The sequence below is a fragment of the Enterobacter cloacae complex sp. 402C9 genome (assembly GCF_050030745.1).
Classification (GTDB): Bacteria; Pseudomonadota; Gammaproteobacteria; order Enterobacterales; family Enterobacteriaceae; genus Enterobacter; species Enterobacter intestinihominis.
Window position 1 is genome coordinate 2,257,379 of the sequence record NZ_JBLGUW010000001.1, and the last position, 22,140, is coordinate 2,279,518.

The 22,140-nt window shown below is 55.7% G+C and carries 22 protein-coding genes; 15 read left to right on the forward strand and 7 right to left on the reverse strand.

Annotated elements, in window-relative coordinates; genetic code table 11:
• Window positions 1–94 precede the first annotated feature (94 nt).
• Together ACQG1K_RS10785 and ACQG1K_RS10790 are read left to right on the forward strand one after the other, a co-directional pair.
• Entirely contained in the window at window positions 95–1,264 is a 1,170-nt protein-coding gene (locus ACQG1K_RS10785; protein ID WP_023306171.1) for a pyridoxal phosphate-dependent aminotransferase, read from the forward strand.
• Window positions 1,265–1,274: 10 nt separating this feature from the next.
• Window positions 1,275–2,048: an ABC transporter substrate-binding protein gene (locus tag ACQG1K_RS10790; RefSeq protein ID WP_038416033.1), complete on the forward strand. Its 774-nt coding sequence runs from the start codon at window positions 1,275–1,277 to the stop codon at window positions 2,046–2,048.
• An 81-nt stretch (window positions 2,049–2,129) separates the two neighbouring features.
• Here ACQG1K_RS10790 and ACQG1K_RS10795 read toward each other — a convergent pair whose 3' ends face one another.
• Window positions 2,130–2,375, reverse strand: coding sequence for a hypothetical protein (locus tag ACQG1K_RS10795; RefSeq protein ID WP_367074583.1), 246 nt, complete (start codon window positions 2,373–2,375; stop codon window positions 2,130–2,132).
• A gap of 30 nt (window positions 2,376–2,405) precedes the next feature.
• Here ACQG1K_RS10795 and ACQG1K_RS10800 point away from each other — a divergent pair, with 30 nt between their 5' ends.
• Entirely contained in the window at window positions 2,406–4,061 is a 1,656-nt protein-coding gene (locus ACQG1K_RS10800; protein WP_032622222.1) for a glucan biosynthesis protein D, read from the forward strand.
• 105 nt (window positions 4,062–4,166) lie between these two features.
• A complete protein-coding gene (gene rimL, locus ACQG1K_RS10805) occupies window positions 4,167–4,706 on the forward strand; it encodes a 50S ribosomal protein L7/L12-serine acetyltransferase (protein WP_045622776.1) in 540 nt (179 codons plus the stop codon).
• Here rimL and ydcK read toward each other — a convergent pair.
• Window positions 4,701–5,681, reverse strand: coding sequence for a YdcK family protein (ydcK, locus tag ACQG1K_RS10810; protein ID WP_367074581.1), 981 nt, complete (start codon window positions 5,679–5,681; stop codon window positions 4,701–4,703). The genes rimL and ydcK overlap by 6 nt on opposite strands.
• A 121-nt stretch (window positions 5,682–5,802) precedes the next feature.
• On the opposite strand from ydcK, the gene tehA reads away from it, so the two are divergent.
• Both tehA and tehB read left to right on the forward strand, forming a co-directional pair.
• The gene (gene tehA, locus ACQG1K_RS10815) at window positions 5,803–6,798 is read left to right on the forward strand and encodes a dicarboxylate transporter/tellurite-resistance protein TehA (protein WP_063149969.1); all 996 of its coding nucleotides are present in this window, start codon (window positions 5,803–5,805) and stop codon (window positions 6,796–6,798) included.
• Window positions 6,798–7,391: a tellurite resistance methyltransferase TehB gene (tehB, locus tag ACQG1K_RS10820; protein WP_023300079.1), complete on the forward strand. Its 594-nt coding sequence runs from the start codon at window positions 6,798–6,800 to the stop codon at window positions 7,389–7,391. Before tehA ends, tehB begins: the two co-directional genes overlap by 1 nt.
• On the opposite strand, the gene pepT is transcribed toward tehB, so the two are convergent.
• On the reverse strand, window positions 7,388–8,617 hold the full coding sequence (pepT, locus tag ACQG1K_RS10825; protein WP_426720859.1) for a peptidase T: 1,230 nt from the start codon (window positions 8,615–8,617) through the stop codon (window positions 7,388–7,390). The two genes, tehB and pepT, sit on opposite strands and share 4 nt — an antisense overlap.
• A gap of 111 nt (window positions 8,618–8,728) precedes the next feature.
• On the opposite strand from pepT, the gene ACQG1K_RS10830 reads away from it, so the two are divergent.
• Together ACQG1K_RS10830 and ACQG1K_RS10835 are read left to right on the forward strand one after the other, a co-directional pair.
• Window positions 8,729–10,324, forward strand: coding sequence for an ABC transporter substrate-binding protein (locus ACQG1K_RS10830; RefSeq protein ID WP_046621579.1), 1,596 nt, complete (start codon window positions 8,729–8,731; stop codon window positions 10,322–10,324).
• A 135-nt stretch (window positions 10,325–10,459) separates the two neighbouring features.
• On the forward strand, window positions 10,460–11,134 hold the full coding sequence (locus tag ACQG1K_RS10835) for a DUF3313 domain-containing protein (RefSeq protein WP_367074578.1): 675 nt from the start codon (window positions 10,460–10,462) through the stop codon (window positions 11,132–11,134).
• Window positions 11,135–11,167: 33 nt separating this feature from the next.
• Here ACQG1K_RS10835 and ACQG1K_RS10840 read toward each other — a convergent pair whose 3' ends face one another.
• Entirely contained in the window at window positions 11,168–12,064 is an 897-nt protein-coding gene (locus tag ACQG1K_RS10840) for a DMT family transporter (protein ID WP_038416041.1), read from the reverse strand.
• Window positions 12,065–12,238: 174 nt separating this feature from the next.
• Here ACQG1K_RS10840 and ACQG1K_RS10845 point away from each other — a divergent pair, with 174 nt between their 5' ends.
• Window positions 12,239–13,111 carry a helix-turn-helix domain-containing protein gene (locus tag ACQG1K_RS10845; protein WP_022648088.1) on the forward strand — a complete coding sequence of 291 codons (873 nt, stop codon included), beginning with the start codon at window positions 12,239–12,241 and terminating at the stop codon, window positions 13,109–13,111.
• Here ACQG1K_RS10845 and ACQG1K_RS10850 read toward each other — a convergent pair.
• Window positions 13,091–14,257 carry a benzoate/H(+) symporter BenE family transporter gene (locus ACQG1K_RS10850; protein WP_337258046.1) on the reverse strand — a complete coding sequence of 389 codons (1,167 nt, stop codon included), beginning with the start codon at window positions 14,255–14,257 and terminating at the stop codon, window positions 13,091–13,093. The two genes, ACQG1K_RS10845 and ACQG1K_RS10850, sit on opposite strands and share 21 nt — an antisense overlap.
• A 92-nt stretch (window positions 14,258–14,349) precedes the next feature.
• On the opposite strand from ACQG1K_RS10850, the gene ACQG1K_RS10855 reads away from it, so the two are divergent.
• Window positions 14,350–14,877, forward strand: a complete 528-nt coding sequence (locus ACQG1K_RS10855; protein WP_155019805.1) for a helix-turn-helix domain-containing protein — start codon at window positions 14,350–14,352, stop codon at window positions 14,875–14,877.
• Window positions 14,878–14,957: 80 nt separating this feature from the next.
• A complete protein-coding gene (locus ACQG1K_RS10860; RefSeq protein ID WP_045622761.1) occupies window positions 14,958–16,922 on the forward strand; it encodes a peptidase U32 family protein in 1,965 nt (654 codons plus the stop codon).
• Here ACQG1K_RS10860 and ACQG1K_RS10865 read toward each other — a convergent pair.
• Window positions 16,919–17,152, reverse strand: a complete 234-nt coding sequence (locus ACQG1K_RS10865) for a DUF2554 family protein (RefSeq protein WP_023300086.1) — start codon at window positions 17,150–17,152, stop codon at window positions 16,919–16,921. The two genes, ACQG1K_RS10860 and ACQG1K_RS10865, sit on opposite strands and share 4 nt — an antisense overlap.
• A 242-nt stretch (window positions 17,153–17,394) precedes the next feature.
• On the opposite strand from ACQG1K_RS10865, the gene ACQG1K_RS10870 reads away from it, so the two are divergent.
• A complete protein-coding gene (locus ACQG1K_RS10870; protein WP_015570547.1) occupies window positions 17,395–17,757 on the forward strand; it encodes a hypothetical protein in 363 nt (120 codons plus the stop codon).
• 147 nt (window positions 17,758–17,904) lie between these two features.
• Here ACQG1K_RS10870 and ftrA read toward each other — a convergent pair whose 3' ends face one another.
• Window positions 17,905–18,903, reverse strand: a complete 999-nt coding sequence (ftrA, locus tag ACQG1K_RS10875) for a transcriptional regulator FtrA (protein WP_426720858.1) — start codon at window positions 18,901–18,903, stop codon at window positions 17,905–17,907.
• A gap of 73 nt (window positions 18,904–18,976) precedes the next feature.
• On the opposite strand from ftrA, the gene ACQG1K_RS10880 reads away from it, so the two are divergent.
• From ACQG1K_RS10880 to urtA, 3 genes are all read left to right on the forward strand, one after another.
• Window positions 18,977–19,387, forward strand: a complete 411-nt coding sequence (locus tag ACQG1K_RS10880) for a rhodanese-like domain-containing protein (RefSeq protein WP_023306182.1) — start codon at window positions 18,977–18,979, stop codon at window positions 19,385–19,387.
• A gap of 156 nt (window positions 19,388–19,543) precedes the next feature.
• Complete coding sequence (locus ACQG1K_RS10885; RefSeq protein ID WP_023300089.1) at window positions 19,544–20,647, forward strand: cobalamin-independent methionine synthase II family protein; 1,104 nt, start codon at window positions 19,544–19,546, stop codon at window positions 20,645–20,647.
• A gap of 199 nt (window positions 20,648–20,846) precedes the next feature.
• The gene (gene urtA / locus ACQG1K_RS10890; protein ID WP_023306184.1) at window positions 20,847–22,118 is read left to right on the forward strand and encodes an urea ABC transporter substrate-binding protein; all 1,272 of its coding nucleotides are present in this window, start codon (window positions 20,847–20,849) and stop codon (window positions 22,116–22,118) included.
• The last annotated feature ends 22 nt before the right edge of the window (window positions 22,119–22,140 follow it).

Genomic DNA, 22,140 nt, shown 5'->3' on the forward strand with positions numbered 1-22,140 from the left:
TTTTTGTCATGGCTATTATGACAACAATTCGATTGTCCCGGCAATCAAGTTATTGTTTGAATAGTTATGCATTCACCACGAGAAGGGACAGAGGATGACTTTGAAAACGCCGGTGCAGACCCGCTCCAAATTGCCCGATGTAGGAACCACCATTTTTACCGTTATCGGCCAGCTTTCAGCCCGGCATAACGCCATCAACCTTTCTCAGGGTGCGCCGAATTTTTCCTGCGACCCAAAACTTATCTCCGGCGTCACTCGCGCCATGGAGTCAGGGCATAACCAGTATGCCTCCATGACCGGGCTGCAACCGCTCAGAGAGCGCATCGCGGACAAAATTGCCACGCTCTATGGCACCCGCTATGACCCGGCGAGTGAGGTACTGGTGACCGCCAGCGCCAGCGAAGGGCTTTACTCAGCCATCAGCGGGCTGGTTCATCCTGGCGATGAGGTGATCTATTTCGAGCCCTCCTTTGACAGCTATGCGCCGATTGTCCGTCTGCAGGGGGCGACGCCGATCGCTATTAAGCTGACGGTACCGGATTTTGCCGTGAACTGGGATGAAGTACGCGCGGCTATTACCCCACGCACGCGGATGATCATCGTCAATACGCCGCACAACCCGAGCGGACAGGTGTTTTCAGCCGCCGATCTGCACCAGCTGGCAGCGCTGACGCGCCACACCGACATCATCATTTTGTCTGACGAAGTGTACGAGCACGTCGTTTTTGATGGCGAACCGCATCACGGGATGGCAACGCACCCGCAACTGGCGGAGCGCAGCGTGATTATTTCTTCTTTCGGAAAAACCTATCACGTCACCGGCTGGCGCGTGGGTTATTGTGTGGCGCCCGCGGAGCTGATGGATGAAATATGTAAGGTCCATCAATTTTTAATGTTCTCGGCCGATACGCCGATGCAGTACGCGTTTGCCGAACACATGACCGATCCGCAAACCTGGCTGTCGCTGGCGGCGTTTTATCAGCGCAAGCGCGATCTGCTGCAAAGTTTGCTCGCCGACTCACCGTTCAGGCTGCTTCCGAGTGCCGGTTCGTTTTTCCTGCTTGCGGATTACAGCGGCTTTAGCGACGAGCGCGACAGCGAGATGGTGAAAAGGCTGATTGTCGAGTACGGGGTTGCCACCATTCCGCTGTCAGCGTTTTATGCCGATGGCACGGACAATAAACTGATCCGTCTCTCTTTTGCGAAAGATGAGGCGACGTTACGGGCAGGTGCCCAGGCCCTTTGTCGGGTTACACCACGTTAAGGAATTTGAGATGAAATTACGCGCGTTAGTTGTCGGCATAGGACTGCTGTGTTCATTCTCGTCGTTTGCTGCTACCGAGTTGCGATACGGGCTGGAAGCGGAATATCCGCCGTTTGAAAGCCGCAATGCCTCAGGGGAGCTGGAAGGATTTGACGTAGAACTGGGAAATGCCATCTGTAAAGCCGCCGCGCTGAAGTGCAGCTGGGTAGAAACCTCGTTTGATGCGTTGATTCCCGGTCTGGTGGCGAAAAAGTTCGACGCCATAAACTCGGCGATGAACATCACCGAACAGCGTCGTAAGAGCATTGATTTTACCCAGCCCATCTACCGTATTCCCTCCCAGCTGGTGGGCAAAGCCGGTTCTGCGGTAGAGGCCACGCCGGAAGGGCTGAAGGGCAAAACCATCGGCGTTCTTCAGGGTTCAATTCAGGAAACCTACGCCAAAGAGCACTGGGAAAAGCACGGTGTCACCGTGGTGTCTTATAAAGATCAGAATATGGCCTGGGGAGATCTGCTGAATGGCCGCATCGATGCCTCGCTGGTCATGTCAGCGGCCGGGCAGGCAGGTTTCCTCAGCAAGCCGCAGGGCAAAGGGTTTGGCTTTATCGGCAAACCGGTGTCGGACGACACCATCCTCGGCAGTGGGATCGGCTTTGGGCTGCGTAAGGGGGATGAGGCCACCAAAAAGCAGCTTGATGCCGCAATTGATAAAGTACGTGCCGACGGCACGATCGCTAAACTGGCTGATAAGTACTTCCCGGGTATCGATGTCAGCGTAAAATAACCGCCTCGTTGGTCCCGGCTGTTGATGTCCAGCCGGGACATTTTTAAATACACTTCATCCTTCAGGCTGCCTCTGCGTTGGCTACGTCTGTTCACCCCAGTCACTTACTTGAGTAAGCTCCTGGAGATTCTCAGACTTGCCGCCTTGAGCCAGCATGAATGATTTAGTGTATTTACTGTTTTTTACACCACTTTCAGGCCGTTCTGGTCGACAGAAAATATTTCTCGGTTTGTTCAGATAATCACCCGCCAACAATTGGATTCTTAACCGTTTTTGTTTAGGCTGTGCGTTCTTTCTTGCCGTCATTTCGCTGCGCGCGAAACTCATTCACACGACCATAAGGACGTTTTCTCAGGCATGAATCGCAGACGTTTTCTCAAAGGTTCCCTGGCAATGGCTGCCCTGAGCGGCACTTCTGGCCTTGCTTCTCTGTTTTCCCAGGCGGCGTATGCTGCTGACTCCGACATTGCCGACGGTCAGAGCCGTCGCTTTGACTTCTCTGTTCTGCAATCCATGGCGCACGATCTGGCGAAAACCCCGTGGGGTGGTGCGCCGCGTCCGCTGCCGGAAACGCTGGCCACCATGACGCCGCAGGCGTACAACGCCATCCGTTACGATGAGAAACAGTCGCTGTGGAATAACATTGAAGGTCGCCAGCTGGACGCCCAGTTCTTCCATATGGGGATGGGATTCCGCCGCCGCGTGCGCATGTTCTCGCTGGATCAAAGCACCTCTCAGGCGCGTGAGATCCACTTCCGTCCAGAGCTGTTCAGCTACGGCGATACGGGCGTGGATACCAAACAGCTTGAAGGTCAGAGTGACCTCGGCTTCGCCGGATTCCGCGTCTTTAAAGCGCCGGAGCTGGCGCGACGCGATATCGTTTCGTTCCTGGGCGCGAGTTACTTCCGCGCAGTGGATGATACCTACCAGTACGGCCTTTCCGCACGCGGGCTGGCGGTGGATACCTTTACTGACACCCCGGAAGAGTTCCCGGATTTCACCTCCTTCTGGTTTGAAACCGTTAAGCCGGGCGATACCACCTTTACCGTCTATGCGCTGCTGGACAGCCCGAGCATTACCGGTGCCTATAAGTTTGTGATCCACTGTGAGAAGAGCCAGGTGATCATGGACGTCGAAAACCATCTCTATGCGCGCAAAGACATCAAGCAGCTCGGCATCGCGCCGATGACCAGCATGTTCAGCTGCGGCAACAACGAACGCCGCATGTGCGACACCATTCATCCGCAGATCCACGATTCAGACCGCCTGGCAATGTGGCGCGGTAACGGAGAGTGGATCTGCCGACCGCTGAACAACCCGCAAAAGCTGCAATTTAACGCTTATCTGGATAAAAACCCGAAAGGCTTTGGTTTGTTGCAGCTTGACCGTGATTTCTCCCATTACCAGGACGTCATGGGCTGGTATAACAAGCGACCAAGCCTGTGGGTCGAGCCGCGCAACAACTGGGGTAAAGGATCCATCGCCCTGATGGAGATCCCGACAACCGGCGAGACGCTCGATAACGTGGTCTGCTTCTGGCAGCCGGAGAAACCGGTGCAGGCGGGTGATGAACTGGACTTCAAATACCGTCTCTACTGGAGCGCGCAGCCGCCGGTGCGTTCACCGCTGGCAAACGTCTACGCTACCCGTACCGGTATGGGCGGCTTCCCGGAGGGCTGGGCGCCGGGTGAAAATTACCCGAAAGTGTGGGCCCGTCGCTTTGCCATTGACTTCGTCGGGGGCGATTTGAAGGCCGCCGCACCGAAGGGCATTGAGCCGGTGATCACCCTGTCCAGCGGTGAAGCGAAGCAGGTGGAGATCCTCTACGTCGAGCCGTTCGACGGGTATCGCATTCTGTTTGACTGGTACCCAACCTCTGACTCCACCGAGCCGGTCGATATGCGTCTGTTCCTGCGCTGTCAGGGCGACGCCATCAGCGAGACCTGGCTGTACCAGTATTTCCCGCCCGCGCCGGACAAACGTAACTACGTTGACGATCGGATCATGCGTTAGTCCTTATGGGTTTGTGCCGGGTGGCGGCTTCGCCTTACCCGGCCTGATCCGGACGCATTTGTAGGCCGGGTAAGCGTTAGCGCCACCCGGCAATTAAGAGGCACTATGTCTTCAGAAATTATCCCCGTAACCCAGGAAATCGAGCTTCGCGCCGTCGAAGAGCGCTATACCACCGATCTGCATAACCTCGTTATTAAAAACAAAACCTGGCTGCAAACCGCCTTCGACTGGGCGCAGCATGTCGGCACTGAAGAGGACACGCGGCGTAACGTGCAGAGCAACCAGATGCTGCACCAGCGCGGCTACGCCAAAATGTTCCTGATTTTCATGAAGGACGAGCTGGTGGGCGTGCTTTCTTTTAACGCGATAGAGCCTGCGAATAAGGCCGGGTACATCGGCTACTGGCTTGACAAAGCGCATCAGGGACAGGGCATTCTCTCTCAGGCGCTACAGGCGTTTATGCGCTATTACGTTGAGCGCGGCGAGATCCGCCGCTTTGTGATCAAATGTCGCGTGGCTAATCATAACAGTAACCGCGTGGCGCAGCGCAACGGTTTTACGCTGGAAGGTTGTTTGCGGGAAGCGGAAATGCTCAACGGCCGCTTCGATGACGTAAACCTGTACGCCAGGTTATTCCCGCTATAGCGCCCCCAGCAGCGGCGTCCGGGTGATCCGCGTGTCACCGTTGATCACTTTGGCTCCCCGGACGTGAATGCTTTCACCCTCCAGCGCCTCGATCGCCGCATCGTCTGTCATCTCCACCTGATGCTCAATCAGGACATCGCCGCTGATACGCGCTCGCCCCTGAATAACGACCTTGTCATCAATCAGGATCGGCCCGCCGCGTAACCACGCCTCGCCACCAATCAATACGTGGTGTTTAATCACGCAGTTACCTTCGACGAGGGCGTTTTCCGCGACCTGTGAACTGTACCGCACGGTCGGGATCGCATCATCCTCTAAACCGGCCAGCAGGCGGGCGTTGCCGTACACTTTGGCGCAGTCGCACACCCAGACGTTATTAACCGCGTTGCCCTCAAGAATGGCGCGGTCGAACACCTCCGCGCGGTGCTCAACAAAGGCCCAGGTCACCATGGCATCGCCGTAGATTTGCGCCTGATGCACAATACGCGACTGGCTGACCGTGGCTCTGTCGTAAATCTGCAGGATCTGCTCACGGTCGGGTGTCAGCCCTTTGGCTGCAATCACCATGCTGTTATGCAGCACCCGCGCGTCACCCGCGATACGGCATTCCCCGCGTACGGTGGAGTGCTGGATAGTGACGTTGTCACTTATTGCCACGCCATGACTCACCTCTGCCGCGTCAAGCCAGCTGTTGCCGCCTACGAGTGCGCGGTGGCTTACGATGCAAGGTTGGGTGAGGCGGGCGTTGCCGGATATCCTGGCCCCGGCAAACACCACGCTGTTTTCATCATAAACCCAGCAATCCCCGTCCTGGGCGAGCGCGTGTTCATCCTCAACCCAACCACCTTTTGTCCCGCTGGTCACATCGTTAAAATCCTTTGCGGCAATAATCTGTCTGAGTAGGGTTGTGCACGGCGTTGATCCATCCTGCCAGCGCCAGAGACGCGTTTCATTGCCAAGCCTGTATTTTGTCATCGTGTTTTCCCTGAAAAGCCATTCACTAAACGTAGCAAACTTTTGGCGTTTCGAAGTGCTGGCGTCTGCACGGTAAACCCCTTAAAATGGCATTTAAAATACATTTTAAAGTTTAAAAAAAATGCATAACCAAAACCAACGCGTTCTTAACTTGCCCGCCGGTTATTTCGGTATGGTTCTGGGTACCATAGGTATGGGGTTCGCCTGGCGTTATGCCGGTACTATCTGGCCGGTGACGCGCTGGCCGGGCGAGATCCTGGTGGCGCTGGCGGTGGCGATCTGGTTCCTGCTGAGCGTGGCGTTTCTTACCCGTGCGGTACGGTTTCCACATAGCGTGCTGGCCGAGATGCGGCATCCGGTAATGAGCAGTTTTGTCAGCCTGTTTCCTGCCACAACGCTACTGGTGGCCATTGGCTTTGTGCCGTGGTGCCGACCAGTGTCGCTGGTGCTGTTTAGCGTAGGCGTGGTGATCCAGCTTGCGTATGCCGCCTGGCAAAGCGCCGGGCTGTGGCGCGGTAAGCATCCGGAAGAGGCCACGACGCCGGGACTGTATCTGCCGACGGTAGCGAACAATTTTATCAGCGCCATGGCCTGCGGTGCGCTGGGTTTCCACGATGCGGGGCTAGTGTTCCTTGGTGCCGGGGTCTTTTCCTGGCTGAGCCTCGAGCCGGTCATTCTGCAACGCCTGCGCAGCGCGGGCGAACTGCCCGCGGCGCTTCGTACTTCGCTCGGGATCCAGCTTGCGCCTGCCCTGGTGGCCTGTAGCGCCTGGTTTAGCGTCAACGGCGGCGAAGCGGACACCTTCGCCAAAATGCTTTTCGGCTATGGTCTGTTGCAACTCCTGTTTATGCTGCGTCTGATGCCGTGGTATCTGTCGCAGCCGTTCAACGTGTCGTTCTGGAGCTTCTCGTTCGGGGTGTCGGCGCTGGCGACCACCGGTTTACATCTGGGGCAGAGCAGTCCGTCAGGGTTCTTTCATGCCCTCGCGGTTCCCCTGTTTATTTTCACCAACATCATCATCGCGATGCTGCTGGTCCGTACTTTTATCTTGCTGATGCAGGGCAAACTTCTGGTGCGCGCTGATAAGGCACTGCTAATGCAATCTGAGGAAAAATAATGACTGTCGATGAAAACTACTTTACTGAGAAATATGGGCTGACCCGCACGCACTCAGAGGTCCTGCTCAGCGCGGACATTGTTAAGCCGGGAAAAACGCTCGATCTCGGTTGCGGAAATGGCCGTAACAGCCTCTACCTCGCTGCCAACGGCTATGACGTGACGGCGTGGGATAAAAACCCGATGAGCATCGATAACATCGAGCGCATTAAGGCGGCGGAAGGGATCGCGAATCTGCAAACGGCGATAAAGGATCTGAACAACCTGACCTTTGACGGCGAATACGACTTTATTCTTTCCACCGTCGTGTTGATGTTTCTCGAAGCGAAAACCATCCCTGGTCTTATCGCCAATATGCAGCGTTGCACTAAACCAGGCGGCTATAACCTGATCGTTGCCGCCATGGATACGGAGGACTATCCGTGTACCGTCGGTTTCCCGTTTGCCTTCAAGACCGGTGAACTGAGCCACTACTACGAAGGCTGGGAGCTGATCAAGTACAACGAAGAGGTGGGGGAACTCCACCGTACCGATGCCAACGGCAACCGTATCAAGCTGCGCTTCGCCACCATGCTCGCACGCAAGCCCGCTTAACGCGCGGCCAGCAGACAGAGTTGCAGGGCCGTGCGACAGGAGGCCTCGAACGACGGCAGCGGTAAAAACTCAAACTTCGAGTGGAAGTTATGGGCGCCGGTGAAGAAGTTCGGGGTGAGCAAGCCTTTGGCTGACAGGGCCGCCCCGTCCGTGCCACCGCGCATGGGGATCGGTTTTGGGGTGATACCGAGCGATTCCATCGCCTCGAACATCAGGTCGATCGCGCGGCGGTCTTCGCCAATCGCATTGCTGATATTGCTGTAGGTATCTTCAATGCGATACTCCACGTTTGCCGTGGGATGCTGCGCAGCAATCCGCGCTGCCACATCGGCAATTTGCTGCTTGCGGGCGGCAAAACCCTCTTTGTCAAAATCACGAATGTTGGCTTTCAGCACCGCTTCGTTTTGCCCGGCCTGGATGCCGTTAAACCAGATATAACCTTCGCGCCCCTCGGTGCATTCCGGGGTTTGCTGGCGATCGAAATGGCTGATGAAATCCGTTGCCATCAGCAGCGGGTTGACCAGCACCCCTTTGGCGGACATCGGGTGCGCCGTGACGCCGGTAAAGCGAATTTCAGCCGCCGCCGCGTTAAAGTTTTCGTAAACAATTTCCCCCAGCTCGCAGCAGTCGATGGTCCAGGCAAAATCGACGTCGAAGCGCTTCAAATCCAGCGCTTTCGCGCCACAGAGACCAATCTCTTCATCGGGCACAAACGCCACCACAATATCGCCATGCTTATGTTCAGCGGTGAGGTTTTCCAGCACCGTCATGACCACGGTGACGGCCGCTTTATTATCTGCGCCTAATACGCTGGTTCCGTCGCTGAAAATAATCTCCTCATCAGGATAAGCCAGAATTTCCGGGTGCTCATTTACGCGCAACCAAATATCTTTTTCTTTATTCAGGCAGAGATCATCTCCCGTAAAGGTTAATATTTGTGGATGAATATCCGGGGATAAACCGACGTCAACGGTATCGATATGGGTAATAAAACCAATCCGCGGCGCGCCGGGAATATTGCCTTTTTTTACGGCGGTAACGGTGGCGAACTCATCAATCACAATATCGTCTAACCCCAGCGTTTCCAGCTCCTTCGCCAGCTCCCGCGCCATGTCGTGCTGGCCCGGGGTGGAGGGCAGGGTTTTGACTTTCGGGTCGCTCTGGCTGGTGATGGCGAGATAGCGGAAAAAGCGTTGGGTTAATTGTCTGGAGAGTTCTGAGCCCATAGTGTTTCCTTCTGTATTTATTTTTCATGTGTTTGCGCCATCACTTTAATGTTATTTATGAAATGGCAAAAGAAGTAATTAGCCGTCGAATTAAAAAGACAGGAATAAATGATGAAAAGCACATTCACAATGATAACGCTGGCGCTTGCTGCGCTGACGGTCAGTTCCACCGTCGCGGCAAAAACGCTGGTGTATTGCTCCGAAGGATCGCCGGAAAATTTCAATCCTCAGCTCTATACGTCGGGGACCAGCGTGGACGCCAGCGCCGTACCGGTTTATAACCGTCTGGTCGATTTCAAACCGGGCACTACCGAACTGGTGCCGAGCCTGGCGGAAAGCTGGGAGGTGAGCGAGGATGGTAAGGTCTACACCTTCCACCTGCGCAAAGGGGTGAAATTCCACAGTAATAAACTGTTCACGCCGACGCGCGACTTCAACGCGGATGACGTGATTTTCTCGTTTATGCGCCAGAAGGATGTGAATCATCCCTACCATAACGTCTCCAACGGCAGTTATTCCAACTTCGAAAGTCTGGAGTTCGGCAACCTGATTACCGCCATTGATAAGGTTGACGATCGCACCGTGCGCTTCACCCTGGCGCACCCGGAAGCGCCGTTTGTTGCCGATCTGGCGTGGTATTTTGCCTCCATCCTGTCGGCGGAGTATGCCGATGCCATGCTGAAAGCGGGCACGCCTGAAAAGGTTGATATGCAGCCGATTGGCACCGGGCCGTTTAAACTGGCGCAATATCAGAAGGATTCCCGCATCCTCTTTACCGCCTTCCCGGACTACTGGCAGGGAAAATCGAAGCTGGATCGACTGGTGTTCACCATCACGCCGGACGCCTCGGTGCGTTTTGCCAAAGTCGAGAAGAATGAGTGCCAGGTGATGCCGTTCCCAAACCCGGCGGATCTGCCGCGTATGAAGGCTAACAAAGACATCAACCTGATGAGCAAGGCCGGTCTGAATACCGGTTTCCTGGCATTTAACACGCAAAAGCCGCCGCTGGATAACGTAAAAGTGCGCCAGGCGCTGGCGATGGCGATTAACAAACCGGCCATCATTGAGGCGGTCTTCCACGGCACCGGCACGGCGGCGAAAAACCTGCTGCCGCCTGGCGTCTGGAGTGCCGACAGCGAGCTGAAAGACTACGATTACGATCCAGAAAAAGCGAAAACGCTGTTAAAGGAGGCGGGATTTGCCAACGGCGTAAGCATCGATCTGTGGGCTATGCCCGTGCAGCGGCCGTATAACCCGAACGCGAAGCGTATGGCTGAAATGATCCAGGCGGACTGGGCGAAAGTAGGCGTGCAGACCAAAATCGTGACCTACGAATGGGGCGAATACCTGAAGCGCGTGAAGGGCGGGGAGCATCAGGCTGCGCTGATGGGCTGGACAACGGCGACGGGCGATCCAGATAACTTCTTCGGACCACTGTTTACCTGTACGTCCGCCAACGGCGGGTCGAACTCGGCCAAATGGTGCTATAAACCGTTTGATAACCTGATTGCCGAAGCAAAATCGATAACCGATCGCGAAAAACGCGTGGCGCTGTACAAGCAGGCGCAGCAGATGATGCACGATCAAATGCCGGCGGTTATGATTGCCCACTCGACCATTTTTGAGCCAGTCAGAAAAGAGGTCACGGGCTATGAAATCGATCCCTTCGGCAAACATCTGTTCTGGCAGGTAGATATAAAACAGTAATATTTTTCTGCCCGGATCCCGTCCGGGCACTATTTTTACAATTTGTGCCTTCCCCGTCATTTTTTGCCACAACATTTCCCTCTGTTTTTTGTTATAACTTCAAGTGCATACTTGCAGATAACTCGGAACTCCATCATGCGTACTTCCACTTTTCTTAAAGTTGCAGTGCTTTCTGGCCTGTTGGCCCTTTCTGGCTGTGCGTCAAAAGTCGCAGCCCCCGATCAATATTCAGGCTTTTTAAAAGATTACTCTGACTTGCAGGAGATGACATCAGCAACCGGGAAACCAACCTTGCGTTGGGTCGATCCTTCCTATGATCCGGCGAACTACGACAGTATTATCTGGACCCCGATAACCTATTATCCGACACCAAAGCCAACCACACAGCTTGGGCAAAAAACGCTTGATGAATTGTTGAGTTACACCAATAACACATTAAAAAACGCGATTGGCCAGCGTAAGCCAATTGTGACGACGCCGGGCAAACATAGCCTGATCTTCCGCGGCGCCATCACGGGTGTGAGCTCAGAGAAAGAAGGTTTGCAGTTCTATGAAGTGGTGCCCGTCGCGCTGCTGGTTGCGGGTACGCAGATGGCAACTGGCCATCGCACCATGGATACGCATCTTTTCTTTGAAGGTGAGCTGATTGATGCCGCCACGAACAAACCGGTAGTTAAAGTTGTTCGTAAAGGTGAAGGTAAAGAGCTTGCCAACGAGAACACGCCGTTGGGATTCGCCACACTGAAACAGGTTGTGGATGATATGGCGACCGATGCCACCATGTTTGATGTCCATCAGACAGCAAAATAATAAAAACGGCCTGCATCTACGCAGGCCGTTATTTTATGCCGTCAGCAGGCGGCGGAACCAGGTTTCCGGTTTCGTAAACATCACCATATTTCCCCCTAAAATCAACAGCAGGCCGACGATCCCGTTGATATGCCACACGTAACCCTCGTACACCGTTGAAATCGACAGCGCCACCAGCGGGAACAGCAGGGTGCTGTACGCGGCCTTACCGGGACCAATGCGGCCTACCAGCGTAAAGTAGGCGCCGAAGGCAATCACCGAGCCAAACAGAGCAAGATAGAGCAGCGCCCCCATATAGCTCACCGTCCATTCCGGCATAAAACTTTCGCCCCTTAATAGAGCGATAAGGCCCATCACGACGGTGCCATACAGCATCGCCCAGGCGTTGGTGGTCATGGTTTCCAGCCCGTTTCGCTGATGACGCATGCTGATCATATTCCCCAGCGAAAAGCCGTAGGTGCCGAGGGCGGAAAGCCCGATGCCCGTAAGCAATGACGCGCTCCAGCCGCTGGCGAGCAGATCGTTCCAGAACAGGGTAATGATCCCGATAAGCCCCAGCGCTGCCGCCGTCCAGAAGCGTGCGGGTGGACGCTGGCCGAAGAAGATAAAGCTGTTGATGGCGTTATACAGCACGGCCATCGAGAAAATCACCGACTCAAGGCCGGTATTGATATGGGCGGCGGCGGTGTAAAAGCACCAGAAGTTGAAACAGAAAACGCAGCAACCCTGAAGCATGCAGTAGAGATGATCCCGCAGCGCCAGCCTGCGCAGGCGACGAAGGGCGACCAGGACGATCATCATCGTGGCGCTGGCCACGGCGAAGCGCCAGAAAATGGAGACCGGCGCTGCAACCGGCCCCTGTTGTAAAAAAATGGCGATCCAGGTCGTGCCCCAGATAACAACAACCAGCCCATAGAGTAATGCGTTCATGGTGTCTCTCTTCTCATACCGCGGAAAACAACAGTGTGGCGAAAGAAGGGGGCCCCGGCTTTCATCGCCTTGCGCCGGACTTGCAAATTCTTGCGCTTTTTTCTCGCACAATGGCTGGTAACAGGCTGCAACACTTCTTAGACTGACAGTCTGATTAATCACCTGTTTACGGCCATGTCTCTCGTTTACGACACCTTTGAAACGTTACGCCAAAAAAATGCAGTGCTGCGGGAAACCGTCGCGCTCAATACTGGCATTCAACTGGCGGCGTGGTACAACAAGCACGACACGATCACCGTGAAAAGCAACCATCACACCCTTAGCCTGTACGTGGCGGATGGCTATGAAAGCTATCAAAAAACGCCGGGTGGCTGGAAAAATGGCGGCGGGCCGGACCGTTTTTGTCTGATGCCGGAAGAGAGCGAATCCACATGGGATATTCGTGATGACCTGTCGTTCGTGCACCTCTACTGCACCGATGAACACCTGCGGGACGTGGGGGAGAAAATCTGGGATAAACGACCGCTATCGCTGACGCTGGAGGAAAAAATCTTCGGCAGCGATCCGAAAATCACCGCCCTTTATCGCCAGTTTTTGCTCGGCTGCGACTGGCAGCAAAACGCCAATCAGCTCACCCTGAGCACTGCGTCGACCTTATTGCTGACGCATTTGGTCCAGCACTATTCCAGCGTCCAGTGGAAGTTACCGGTGGTGACCGGCGGGTTATCGCCGTTTGTGCTGCGCAACGTGCTGGCCTTTATCGAGGAAAATCTGGCGCAACCCTTAACGCTGGCGGAACTGGCGGGCCAGGCCGCACTCAGTGAGTATCACTTTGCGCGGATGTTCCGCCAGTCGATGGGGCTGGCGCCGCATCAGTACGTCATGCAGCGCCGAATGGAGAAGGCCAAAGCGCTGATTCAGCACACGACCACGCCGCTCACCGACATCGCGCTGGCCTGCGGATTTAACTCCGCCAGCCATTTCAGTAACCGTTTTCGCAGCATGACCGGCATCACGCCGTCACAGCTACGCGCGGCGAAGGCGTGAGAAGACAGCGTAACAGATCCCACCCAGCACCAGCCCCCAGAAAGCGGAGCCAATTCCCAGGAGCGTGACGCCGCTTGCGGTCATCAGGAAGGTGACGATCGCCGCGTCGCGCTCTGCTTCATGATTCAGTGCCTGATACAAACTCCCGCTGATAGTGCCGAGCAGGGCCAGCCCGGCCAGCGTCTGGATGCCGCTCAGCGGCAGGGCGGCCATCAGCCCCGAAATCGACCCGCCGAACACCCCCGCCAGCAGATAAAACCCACCTGCGGCCGCCGCTGCCAGCCAGCGTTTACTGGCATCCGGGTGGGCGTCCGGGCTCTGGCAGATGGCGGCGGTGATGGCGGCGATACAGATGGAATAGACGCCGAAGGGGGACAACAGAAGCGCCAGCCCGCCGGTGGCAACGATCAGCGGTGAGACCGCCAGCGGATAGCCCGATGCCTGTATGGTGGCGAAGCCGGGCGCATTCTGCGACGCCATGGTCACCAGGAAGAAGGGTAAGCCGACGCTGATCAGGCTGGTGAAGGTGAACGCAGGGGCAATGAATTCCGGCATGATCACCGATAACGTCATTTTATTCGTGACAACGTCACCTCCAGCCCAGGCCACGAACACCCCCACCAGCAGCGTGGCGACAATGGCGTACCGGGGCGCTACGGCTTTAGCCACCAGCCAGGCGGCCAGCATACTGCCGCAAAGAAGCACGTGTCCCTCAAGATTGCTGAATGCCTTCAGGCCAAACTGTAACAGCACCCCTGCCAGCATAGCGGCGGCAAGCGAGTGCGGGATCAGTTTCATCAACCGGGCAAACAGGCCAGTGACGCCGCACAGCAGAATCAGCGCATTCGCAAATATAAATACCCCTATGGTTTCCGCCAGCGTCACGCCTTGCAGGCTGGTGGCGAGCAGCGCCGCGCCAGGAGTCGACCAGGCGGTCAGCACCGGGGCTTTATACCACCACGACAATGCAAGCGTGCTGATCCCCATCCCGAGCCCCAGCGCGGTCATCCATCCGGCGATTTGCTGTGTACTGGCGCCCGCCGCCGCAGCCGCCTGCCAGATAATGGCGGCAGAGCTGGCGTAGCCCACCAGAACGGCAACAAAACCAGCCAGCACGGCAGGAAAGAGAGAGGCAGTCGATCGCATGTGAACTCCGTTGTGCGTTATAACGTCCGGGGTAAGGTATCACTGTGCGCTATAGCGTACAAGTGGTATGCTTTGCCGCAACAGGAGGAACTATGGATATCACTCAACATCTGGCAACCACACTGAAAGCGCTGCGTCAGGCGCGGGGCTGGAGCCTGTCGAAACTGGCGGAAGAGACGGGCGTGTCGAAAGCGATGCTTGGGCAAATCGAACGCAATGAGTCCAGCCCGACGGTCTCAACCTTGTGGAAAATTGCCACCGGGCTGAACGTACCTTTTTCGGCGTTTATCACTCCAGAGAGCGAACCGCAGGCGATGTTCGATCCGCAGCAGCAGGCGATGGTGGTGAAACCGCTTTTCCCCTGGGATGAACAGCTTAAGTTCGACCATTTCTCCATCACCCTGTCGCCCGGCGCGCTGAGTGAGTCCACGCCGCACGAAGCCGGGGTGATTGAACACGTGGTGGTGATAAGCGGTGAGCTGGACATGCAGATTGACGGTGTCTGGCGCACTCTATACGCTGATTCCGGCGTGCGTTTTGCCGGCGATAAACCGCACGCGTACCGTAACAGCAGCACCCGGACGGTGCATTTTCACTCTCTGATCCATTATCCCCGCTAAAGCGTTGCAAAACGGTTTCACTGGCACAGACTTCTGACTACAATAGCCGCCATTTTGACCATAACGGATAACGACGAAGTATGCGCCTGCACCCCCATCATCTTGAACTGCTAAGCCCGGCCCGCGACGCCGCCATTGCCCGTGAAGCCATTCTTCACGGTGCGGATGCCGTCTACATTGGCGGCCCAGGCTTCGGTGCCCGTCATAACGCCAGCAATAGCCTGCGCGACATTGCCGAACTGGTACCGTTCGCCCACCGTTTCGGGGCGAAGGTGTTCGTGACCCTGAACACCATTCTTCATGATGATGAGCTGGAGCCCGCGCAGCGTCTTATTACCGATCTCTACCAGACCGGCGTTGACGCTCTGATCGTTCAGGATATGGGTGTTCTGGAACTGGATATCCCGCCAATTGAGCTGCACGCCAGCACCCAGTGCGATATCCGCACCGTTGAGAAGGCGAAGTTTCTTTCAGACGTCGGGTTTACGCAGATTGTTCTGGCGCGTGAGCTGAACCTGAACCAGATCCGCGATATCCACCAGGCCACCGACGCGACCATTGAATTCTTTATCCACGGTGCGCTTTGCGTGGCCTATTCCGGTCAGTGTAATATCTCTCACGCCCAGACGGGGCGCAGCGCTAACCGCGGCGACTGCTCTCAGGCCTGCCGTCTGCCATATACCCTGAAAGACGATCAGGGCCGCGTGGTGGCATTCGAAAAACACCTGCTGTCGATGAAAGATAACGATCAGACGGCAAACCTCGGCGCGCTGATCGATGCCGGCGTACGCTCCTTCAAAATTGAAGGCCGCTACAAGGACATGAGCTACGTGAAAAATATCACCGCCCATTATCGTCAGATGCTGGATGCCATCATCGAGGATCGCGGTGACCTGGCGCGCGCGTCCGCCGGTCGTACAGAGCATTTCTTTATTCCATCGACGGACAAAACGTTCCACCGCGGCAGTACGGATTATTTCGTTAATGCGCGCAAAGGGGATATTGGCGCGTTCGATTCACCGAAGTTTATTGGTCTGCCGGTGGGTGAAGTGCTGAAAGTGGCGAAGGATCATCTTGACGTTCAGGTTACAGAGCCGCTGGCGAACGGCGATGGCCTCAACGTGATGATCAAACGTGAAGTGGTTGGTTTTCGCGCCAATACGGTGGAGAAAACCGGCGAAAATCGTTATCGCGTCTGGCCGAACGAAATGCCTGCCGACCTTTACAAAGCCCGCCCGAATGCGGCGCTGAACCGTAACCTGGATCACAACTGGCAGCAGGCCTTGCTCAAGACCTCCAGCGAGCGTCGCATTGCGGTGGATATCGCGCTGGGTGGCTGGGAAGAGCAGCTGATCCTGACCATGACCTGCGAAGACGGCATCAGCGTGACGCATACGCTCGACGGCCTGTTCGAGGTGGCGAACAATGCGGAGAAAGCGCTCAGCAACCTCAAGGATGGCGTAGCGAAGCTCGGGCAGACCATTTATTATGCGCGCAATATTGAGGTGAATCTGCCGGATGCGCTGTTCGTGCCGAACAGCCTGCTGAACCAGTTCCGCCGTGAAACGGCTGAGATGCTGGATGAAGCACGCCTGGCAAACTATCCGCGCGGCAGTCGTAAGGCCGAAGCGGTGCCTGCGCCGGTCTACCCGGACACGCATCTCTCTTTCCTTGCGAACGTTTACAACCACAAAGCGCGTGCGTTTTACCATCGTCACGGCGTGCAGTTGATTGACGCCGCGTATGAAGCGCATGAAGAGAAGGGCGATGTGCCGGTGATGATCACCAAACACTGCCTGCGGTTTGCCTTTAACCTTTGTCCGAAACAGGCGAAAGGGAATATTAAAAGCTGGAAAGCGACGCCGATGCAGCTGGTGAATGGCGATGAAGTACTGACGCTGAAGTTTGACTGCCGTCCGTGTGAAATGCACGTTATCGGCAAGATGAAGAATCACATCTTCAAAATGCCGTCTCCGGGCAGCATTGTGGCCTCCGTCAGCCCTGACGATTTGATGAAGACCCTGCCGAAGCGTAAAGGCAGCTAACCCGCAGAGTGGGTATCCGGTTTGCGCGATTTCTGCCAGGCATGGTGCTCGCGCAACCCCTCCGCAGACTCCTCTGCCGCGCTGCGTAACTCGTCGCTGTCAGCTTCATGACGAAGCTGATGGTCGGCGTTTTTCACATACACAAATTCATGCCCTTTGTGCTCCGCCATAATCTGCCCCGAGAACAGTGCACTAATCAGCAGCAGTAGCGAAAAGCCTTTTCTGAACATCTTTTACCCCCGAAAATACGCTACGGTCATCGTAGGGATAATTTCATAGAGTAATTATTCGACTCTTTAAATTTGAGAAAATAGACTGTCAAAAATTGTGGTCGCCATAAAACTCACTTAAGACTATTCTTAAAAGCAATATCGCCGTTGTAAACTCCCATTTCTGGTATGAAAAGAGAAGCTAGATTTATTGGGAAATCATTTACAATAAGATTTTTCTGGCTAAGGATTGGATCGAATAAATGAAAAAAATAATCGTGCTATCACTTCTGGGCGTAGTGGTTGCGGTGGGTGCTGCGGCCAGCATCTATTCAAATGAAGAACCAGAATATATTCAGTCAGCAAAAAGCCGTGTCGGATCGTATTTAACCAGCGATTACGGACGTGTCGAATGTAATAGCACCCAGGTAAGTGAAGATCGCTGGGAGCTGGGCTGTACCAATAAGGCGAGGGGCAAAACCTTCCAGTTCGCTGTTTACCCATCCGAGCAGGCGCCGTATGGGGTCTCTCGTGCGTTTTATCTCGAAGCGATTAATGATGATGCCCGCCAGAGTGCAGAGCAGGGGCTGATGCGTTATCTGCAAATTAATACCAAAGCGGGTTAATCGATTCGTTTATGCTTCGTTGAGGCTCACAGTGGTAGATTGCAGGTGATCCACATCCCGGTATGGAATACCGGAGCGTAGATACCAAAATACAAATCTATCCATGCAAGCATTTACCGCCAGATTATGGCGGTTTTTTTTGCCCGTTTATCGTACCGGCTGTAAAAATTGTTTGCGATATTGCGCGGGTGAAAGCGCATATTGCTGCCGGAAATGGTGGCGCAGCGTGGCACTTTGTCCAAATCCGGTTTGTTCCGCAATATTGTCGATGCTGAGCCGACTGTTTTCGAGATAATCTTTTGCCCGCTGCAATCGCGCAGTCAATAACCAGCGCGCGGGCGTTGTTCCGGTCGCGTCCTGGAAACGGCGCAGAAAGATGCGCTGACTCATACCCACCCGCAGGGCCAGCGATTCGACGGTATGGGAAACGGCCAGATGCTGGTGAAGATAATCAAACAGCTGGCCGAGGCGCTGGCTCTCCCGCAACTGAGCCACCGGTCGGCTAAGCTGCTGGGTTTGCGAGCCGTCCCGATGGGGCGGGATCACCAGCCGACGCGCCACGCGGTTTGCCACTTCCATACCGTAATTCCGGCGCACCACGTGCAGGCACAGATCAATCCCCGCGGCGCTTCCGGCGGAAGTGAGAATATCGCCTTCGTCCTGGTAGAGCACATCTTCGACCACGGTAATGGCGGGATAGCGTGTTTTCAGCGCTTGCGTATAGCGCCAGTGGGTGGTCGCCTTCCGCCCGTCAAGCAGGCCTGAGGCTGCCAGAACGAAAACCCCAGAACAGATCGAGAGTAGCTGGCAGCCGCGGGCATGCGCCGCGCGGAGCGCCTGGCAGAGCGCTTCCGGTACGGGTTCGTCCAGCCCTCGCCAGCCGGGAACGACAACCAGATCCGCCGTCTCCAGCAGACCCAGATCGCCATCGGCCAGAATACGGATCCCGCCCGTTGCCCGGAGTTCGCCATCATCCACGCTCGCCACGGCAAACTGATACCAGTCATCGCCCATCTCCGGGCGCGGCAAGCCAAAGATTTCTACCGCCACGCCAAACTCAAAGGTACATAAACCGTCATATGCCAGCACGATCGCGCGCGGCGAGGGATGTCTTAAGTTTGTCATCTTTTTGCTGTTTTCTGGCATAGGCGGACGCATTCATGGGCTGAATTAAGGGATAGAGTAGTGTTAACACAAACACCACAAATGAGGAAGATTCATGAGCTATGTTACTGAATTTCCGGCTGCTGAGCCGCAGGAAGCTGTGGGACATTTTCTGCGTCGTCTGAGTGTCGAGACGGACTGCGCCGATGTCCATCACGCGGTATCCGGCGGTGAGCAGGACTTTGTTCTGCTGCACGTTGTCGGAAAGCCTGAACATTTTGCCCGGCGGCATCTGCCCGGCGCGCTGCATTTACCCTGGAGCCAGATCACCGCAGAGCGGATGAAAGCGTGGCCGGAGGGCACGCTGTTTGTCGTCTATTGTGCAGGCCCGCACTGCAACGGGGCGGACAGGGCGGCCCTAAAGCTGGCGCGTCTGGGTCTGCCGGTTAAGATTATGCTCGGGGGCATGACCGGCTGGGAAGATGAGCGGTTCGCGTTTGCAGGATCTTCATCACCCGCTCTGTGAACATGAATTTATTTCAACACAGATGAAATTTTCTCGTTTGTCGGCGGCGAGCCGGTATGACATCTTTTCAGGACGTTTAGACATCCAGAAGTCTAAAGATTCAAGAGATGAATTATCACTGTGGGCAATTAACGCCGACAGACAGAGGAGATTTCCATGCAGCGACACCATGCCCCGTACCGCGCCGATGTAGTCGGCAGTTTTTTACGCCCGGATGCTATTAAACAGGCCCGTCTGCAATTTGCCAGCGGTGAAATCGATGCCGGGCAGCTTCGCGCGGTTGAGGACGAGGCCATTCGTCATGTTGTCGAGCAGCAGTGCGCCTGCGGTCTGCATGTGGTAACGGACGGTGAATTCCGCCGCGCCTGGTGGCACTTTGACTTCTTTGACGGGCTACAGGGCGTGGAGCGTTATGATTCCCAGCAGGGCATTCAGTTCAACGGGGTGCAGACCAAAGCCCACGGCGTGCGCGTAACGGGCAAACTGGGCTTCGGCGATCATCCTATGCTGGAAGATTTCCGCTACCTCAAAAGCATTAGCGGTAATGCACAGCCGAAGATGACCATTCCGAGCCCGAGCGTGCTGCACTTCCGCGGTGGCCGCAAGGATATTGATGCTACGGTCTACCCGGATCTGAAGGATTACTTTGACGATCTGGCGACCACCTGGCGCGATGCCATTCGGGCCTTTTACGATGCAGGCTGCCGCTATCTGCAACTGGATGACACCGTCTGGGCCTATCTTTGTTCGGAGGACCAGCGCCGCCAGATCCGCGAGCGCGGTGACGATGCAGACGAACTTGCCCGAACTTATGCCCGGGTGCTGAATAAGGCGCTGGAGGGCAAACCGGACGATCTGACCGTCGGGCTGCACGTCTGCCGCGGCAACTTCCGCTCAACCTGGATTTCCGAGGGCGGCTATGAGCCGGTGGCGGAGGTGCTATTCGGCACGGTGAACGTCGACGCGTTCTTCCTGGAGTACGACAACGACCGTAGCGGGGACTTCGCGCCACTGCGTTTTGTGCGCCCGGGTAAACAGCAGGTGGTTCTGGGGCTGATCACCACCAAACACGGTGAACTGGAGAACCCGGAAGGGGTGAAAGCGCGTCTGGAAGAGGCTGCGCGCTACGTGGCGAAAGAGCAGATTTGCCTCAGCCCGCAGTGCGGATTTGCTTCTACGGAAGAGGGTAACAGCCTGAGCGAAGCCCAGCAGTGGGATAAAGTTCGCCTGGTGACGCAAATCGCCAGCGACGTCTGGTAACGCCGTTTACAGCGCTGCATTATTACAGTGCAGCGCTGTACCATTCTGAGTCGTTTCCCGTCACTCCTCTCTTCGAGCCCTTTAAAATCCTGTCTCTGCAACCTGGCACTGTTTTTGCTCTCCTGAAACTGGCGTTACTTTTTTCTGCGTCCGGCGGTAACGGACGTCTTCGCACAGCTTTCTTTTCAGGAGTGAAAATATGCACCGTCGTACCTTTATTAAAGCGTTCACCTTGTCCGCCTCCGTCATCGCCATGGGAATGAGCTTTGGCGTCCAGGCCGCAGAGACCATTAAAGTCGGGATTATGCACTCTCTCTCCGGCACGATGGCCATTTCAGAAACGCCCCTGAAAGATGTCGCCCTGATGACCATCGATGAAATCAACGCTAAAGGCGGCGTGCTCGGGAAAAAGCTGGAGCCGGTGGTGGTTGACCCGGCATCCAACTGGCCGCTGTTTGCCGAAAAGGCCCGCCAGCTTCTGAGCCAGGATAAGGTCGCCGTGGTGTTTGGCTGCTGGACCTCCGTATCGCGTAAATCGGTTCTGCCGGTTTTTGAGGAGCTGAACGGTTTGCTGTTCTATCCGGTGCAGTATGAAGGTGAAGAGATGTCACCTAACGTCTTCTATACCGGCGCGGCGCCTAACCAGCAGGCGATCCCGGCGGTGGAGTACCTGATGAGCGAGGACGGCGGCAGCGCGAAGCGATTCTTCCTGCTGGGTACGGACTACGTTTACCCGCGCACTACTAACAAGATCCTGCGCGCCTTCCTGCACTCGAAAGGCGTTGAAGATAAAGATATTGAAGAGGTCTACACCCCATTTGGTCATAGCGATTACCAGACCATTGTCGCCAGTATCAAAAAGTTCTCCACAGGCGGCAAAACGGCAGTGGTCTCCACCATCAACGGTGATTCCAACGTGCCTTTCTATAAAGAACTGGCGAACCAGGGGCTGAAAGCCACAGACGTGCCGGTGGTGGCGTTCTCGGTGGGCGAGGAAGAACTTCGCGGCATTGATACCAAACCGCTGGTGGGTAACCTGGCGGCGTGGAACTACTTTGAATCCGTCGACAACCCGACCAACCAGACCTTTGTCGCGGCTTACAAAGCCTACGCGAAAGCCCATAAGCTGCCGAATGCCGATACCGTGGTCACCAACGATCCGATGGAAGCGACTTACGTTGGCCTGCATATGTGGGCGCAGGCGGTTGAAAAAGCGGGAACAACCGACGTGGACAAAGTGCGCGCGGCAATGGCGGGCCAGTCGTTCAACGCGCCGTCCGGCTTTACGCTGACCATGGACGCCACCAACCACCACCTGCATAAGCCCGTCATGATTGGTGAAATTGAAGGCAACGGCCAGTTCAACGTCGTCTGGCAAACCGAACAGCCGGTACGCGCTCAACCGTGGAGCCCGTTTATCGCCGGGAATGACAAAAAGCCTGACCAGCCGATGAAAACCGCCAGCAACTAAGCCACCACCAGGGAGAGACGTC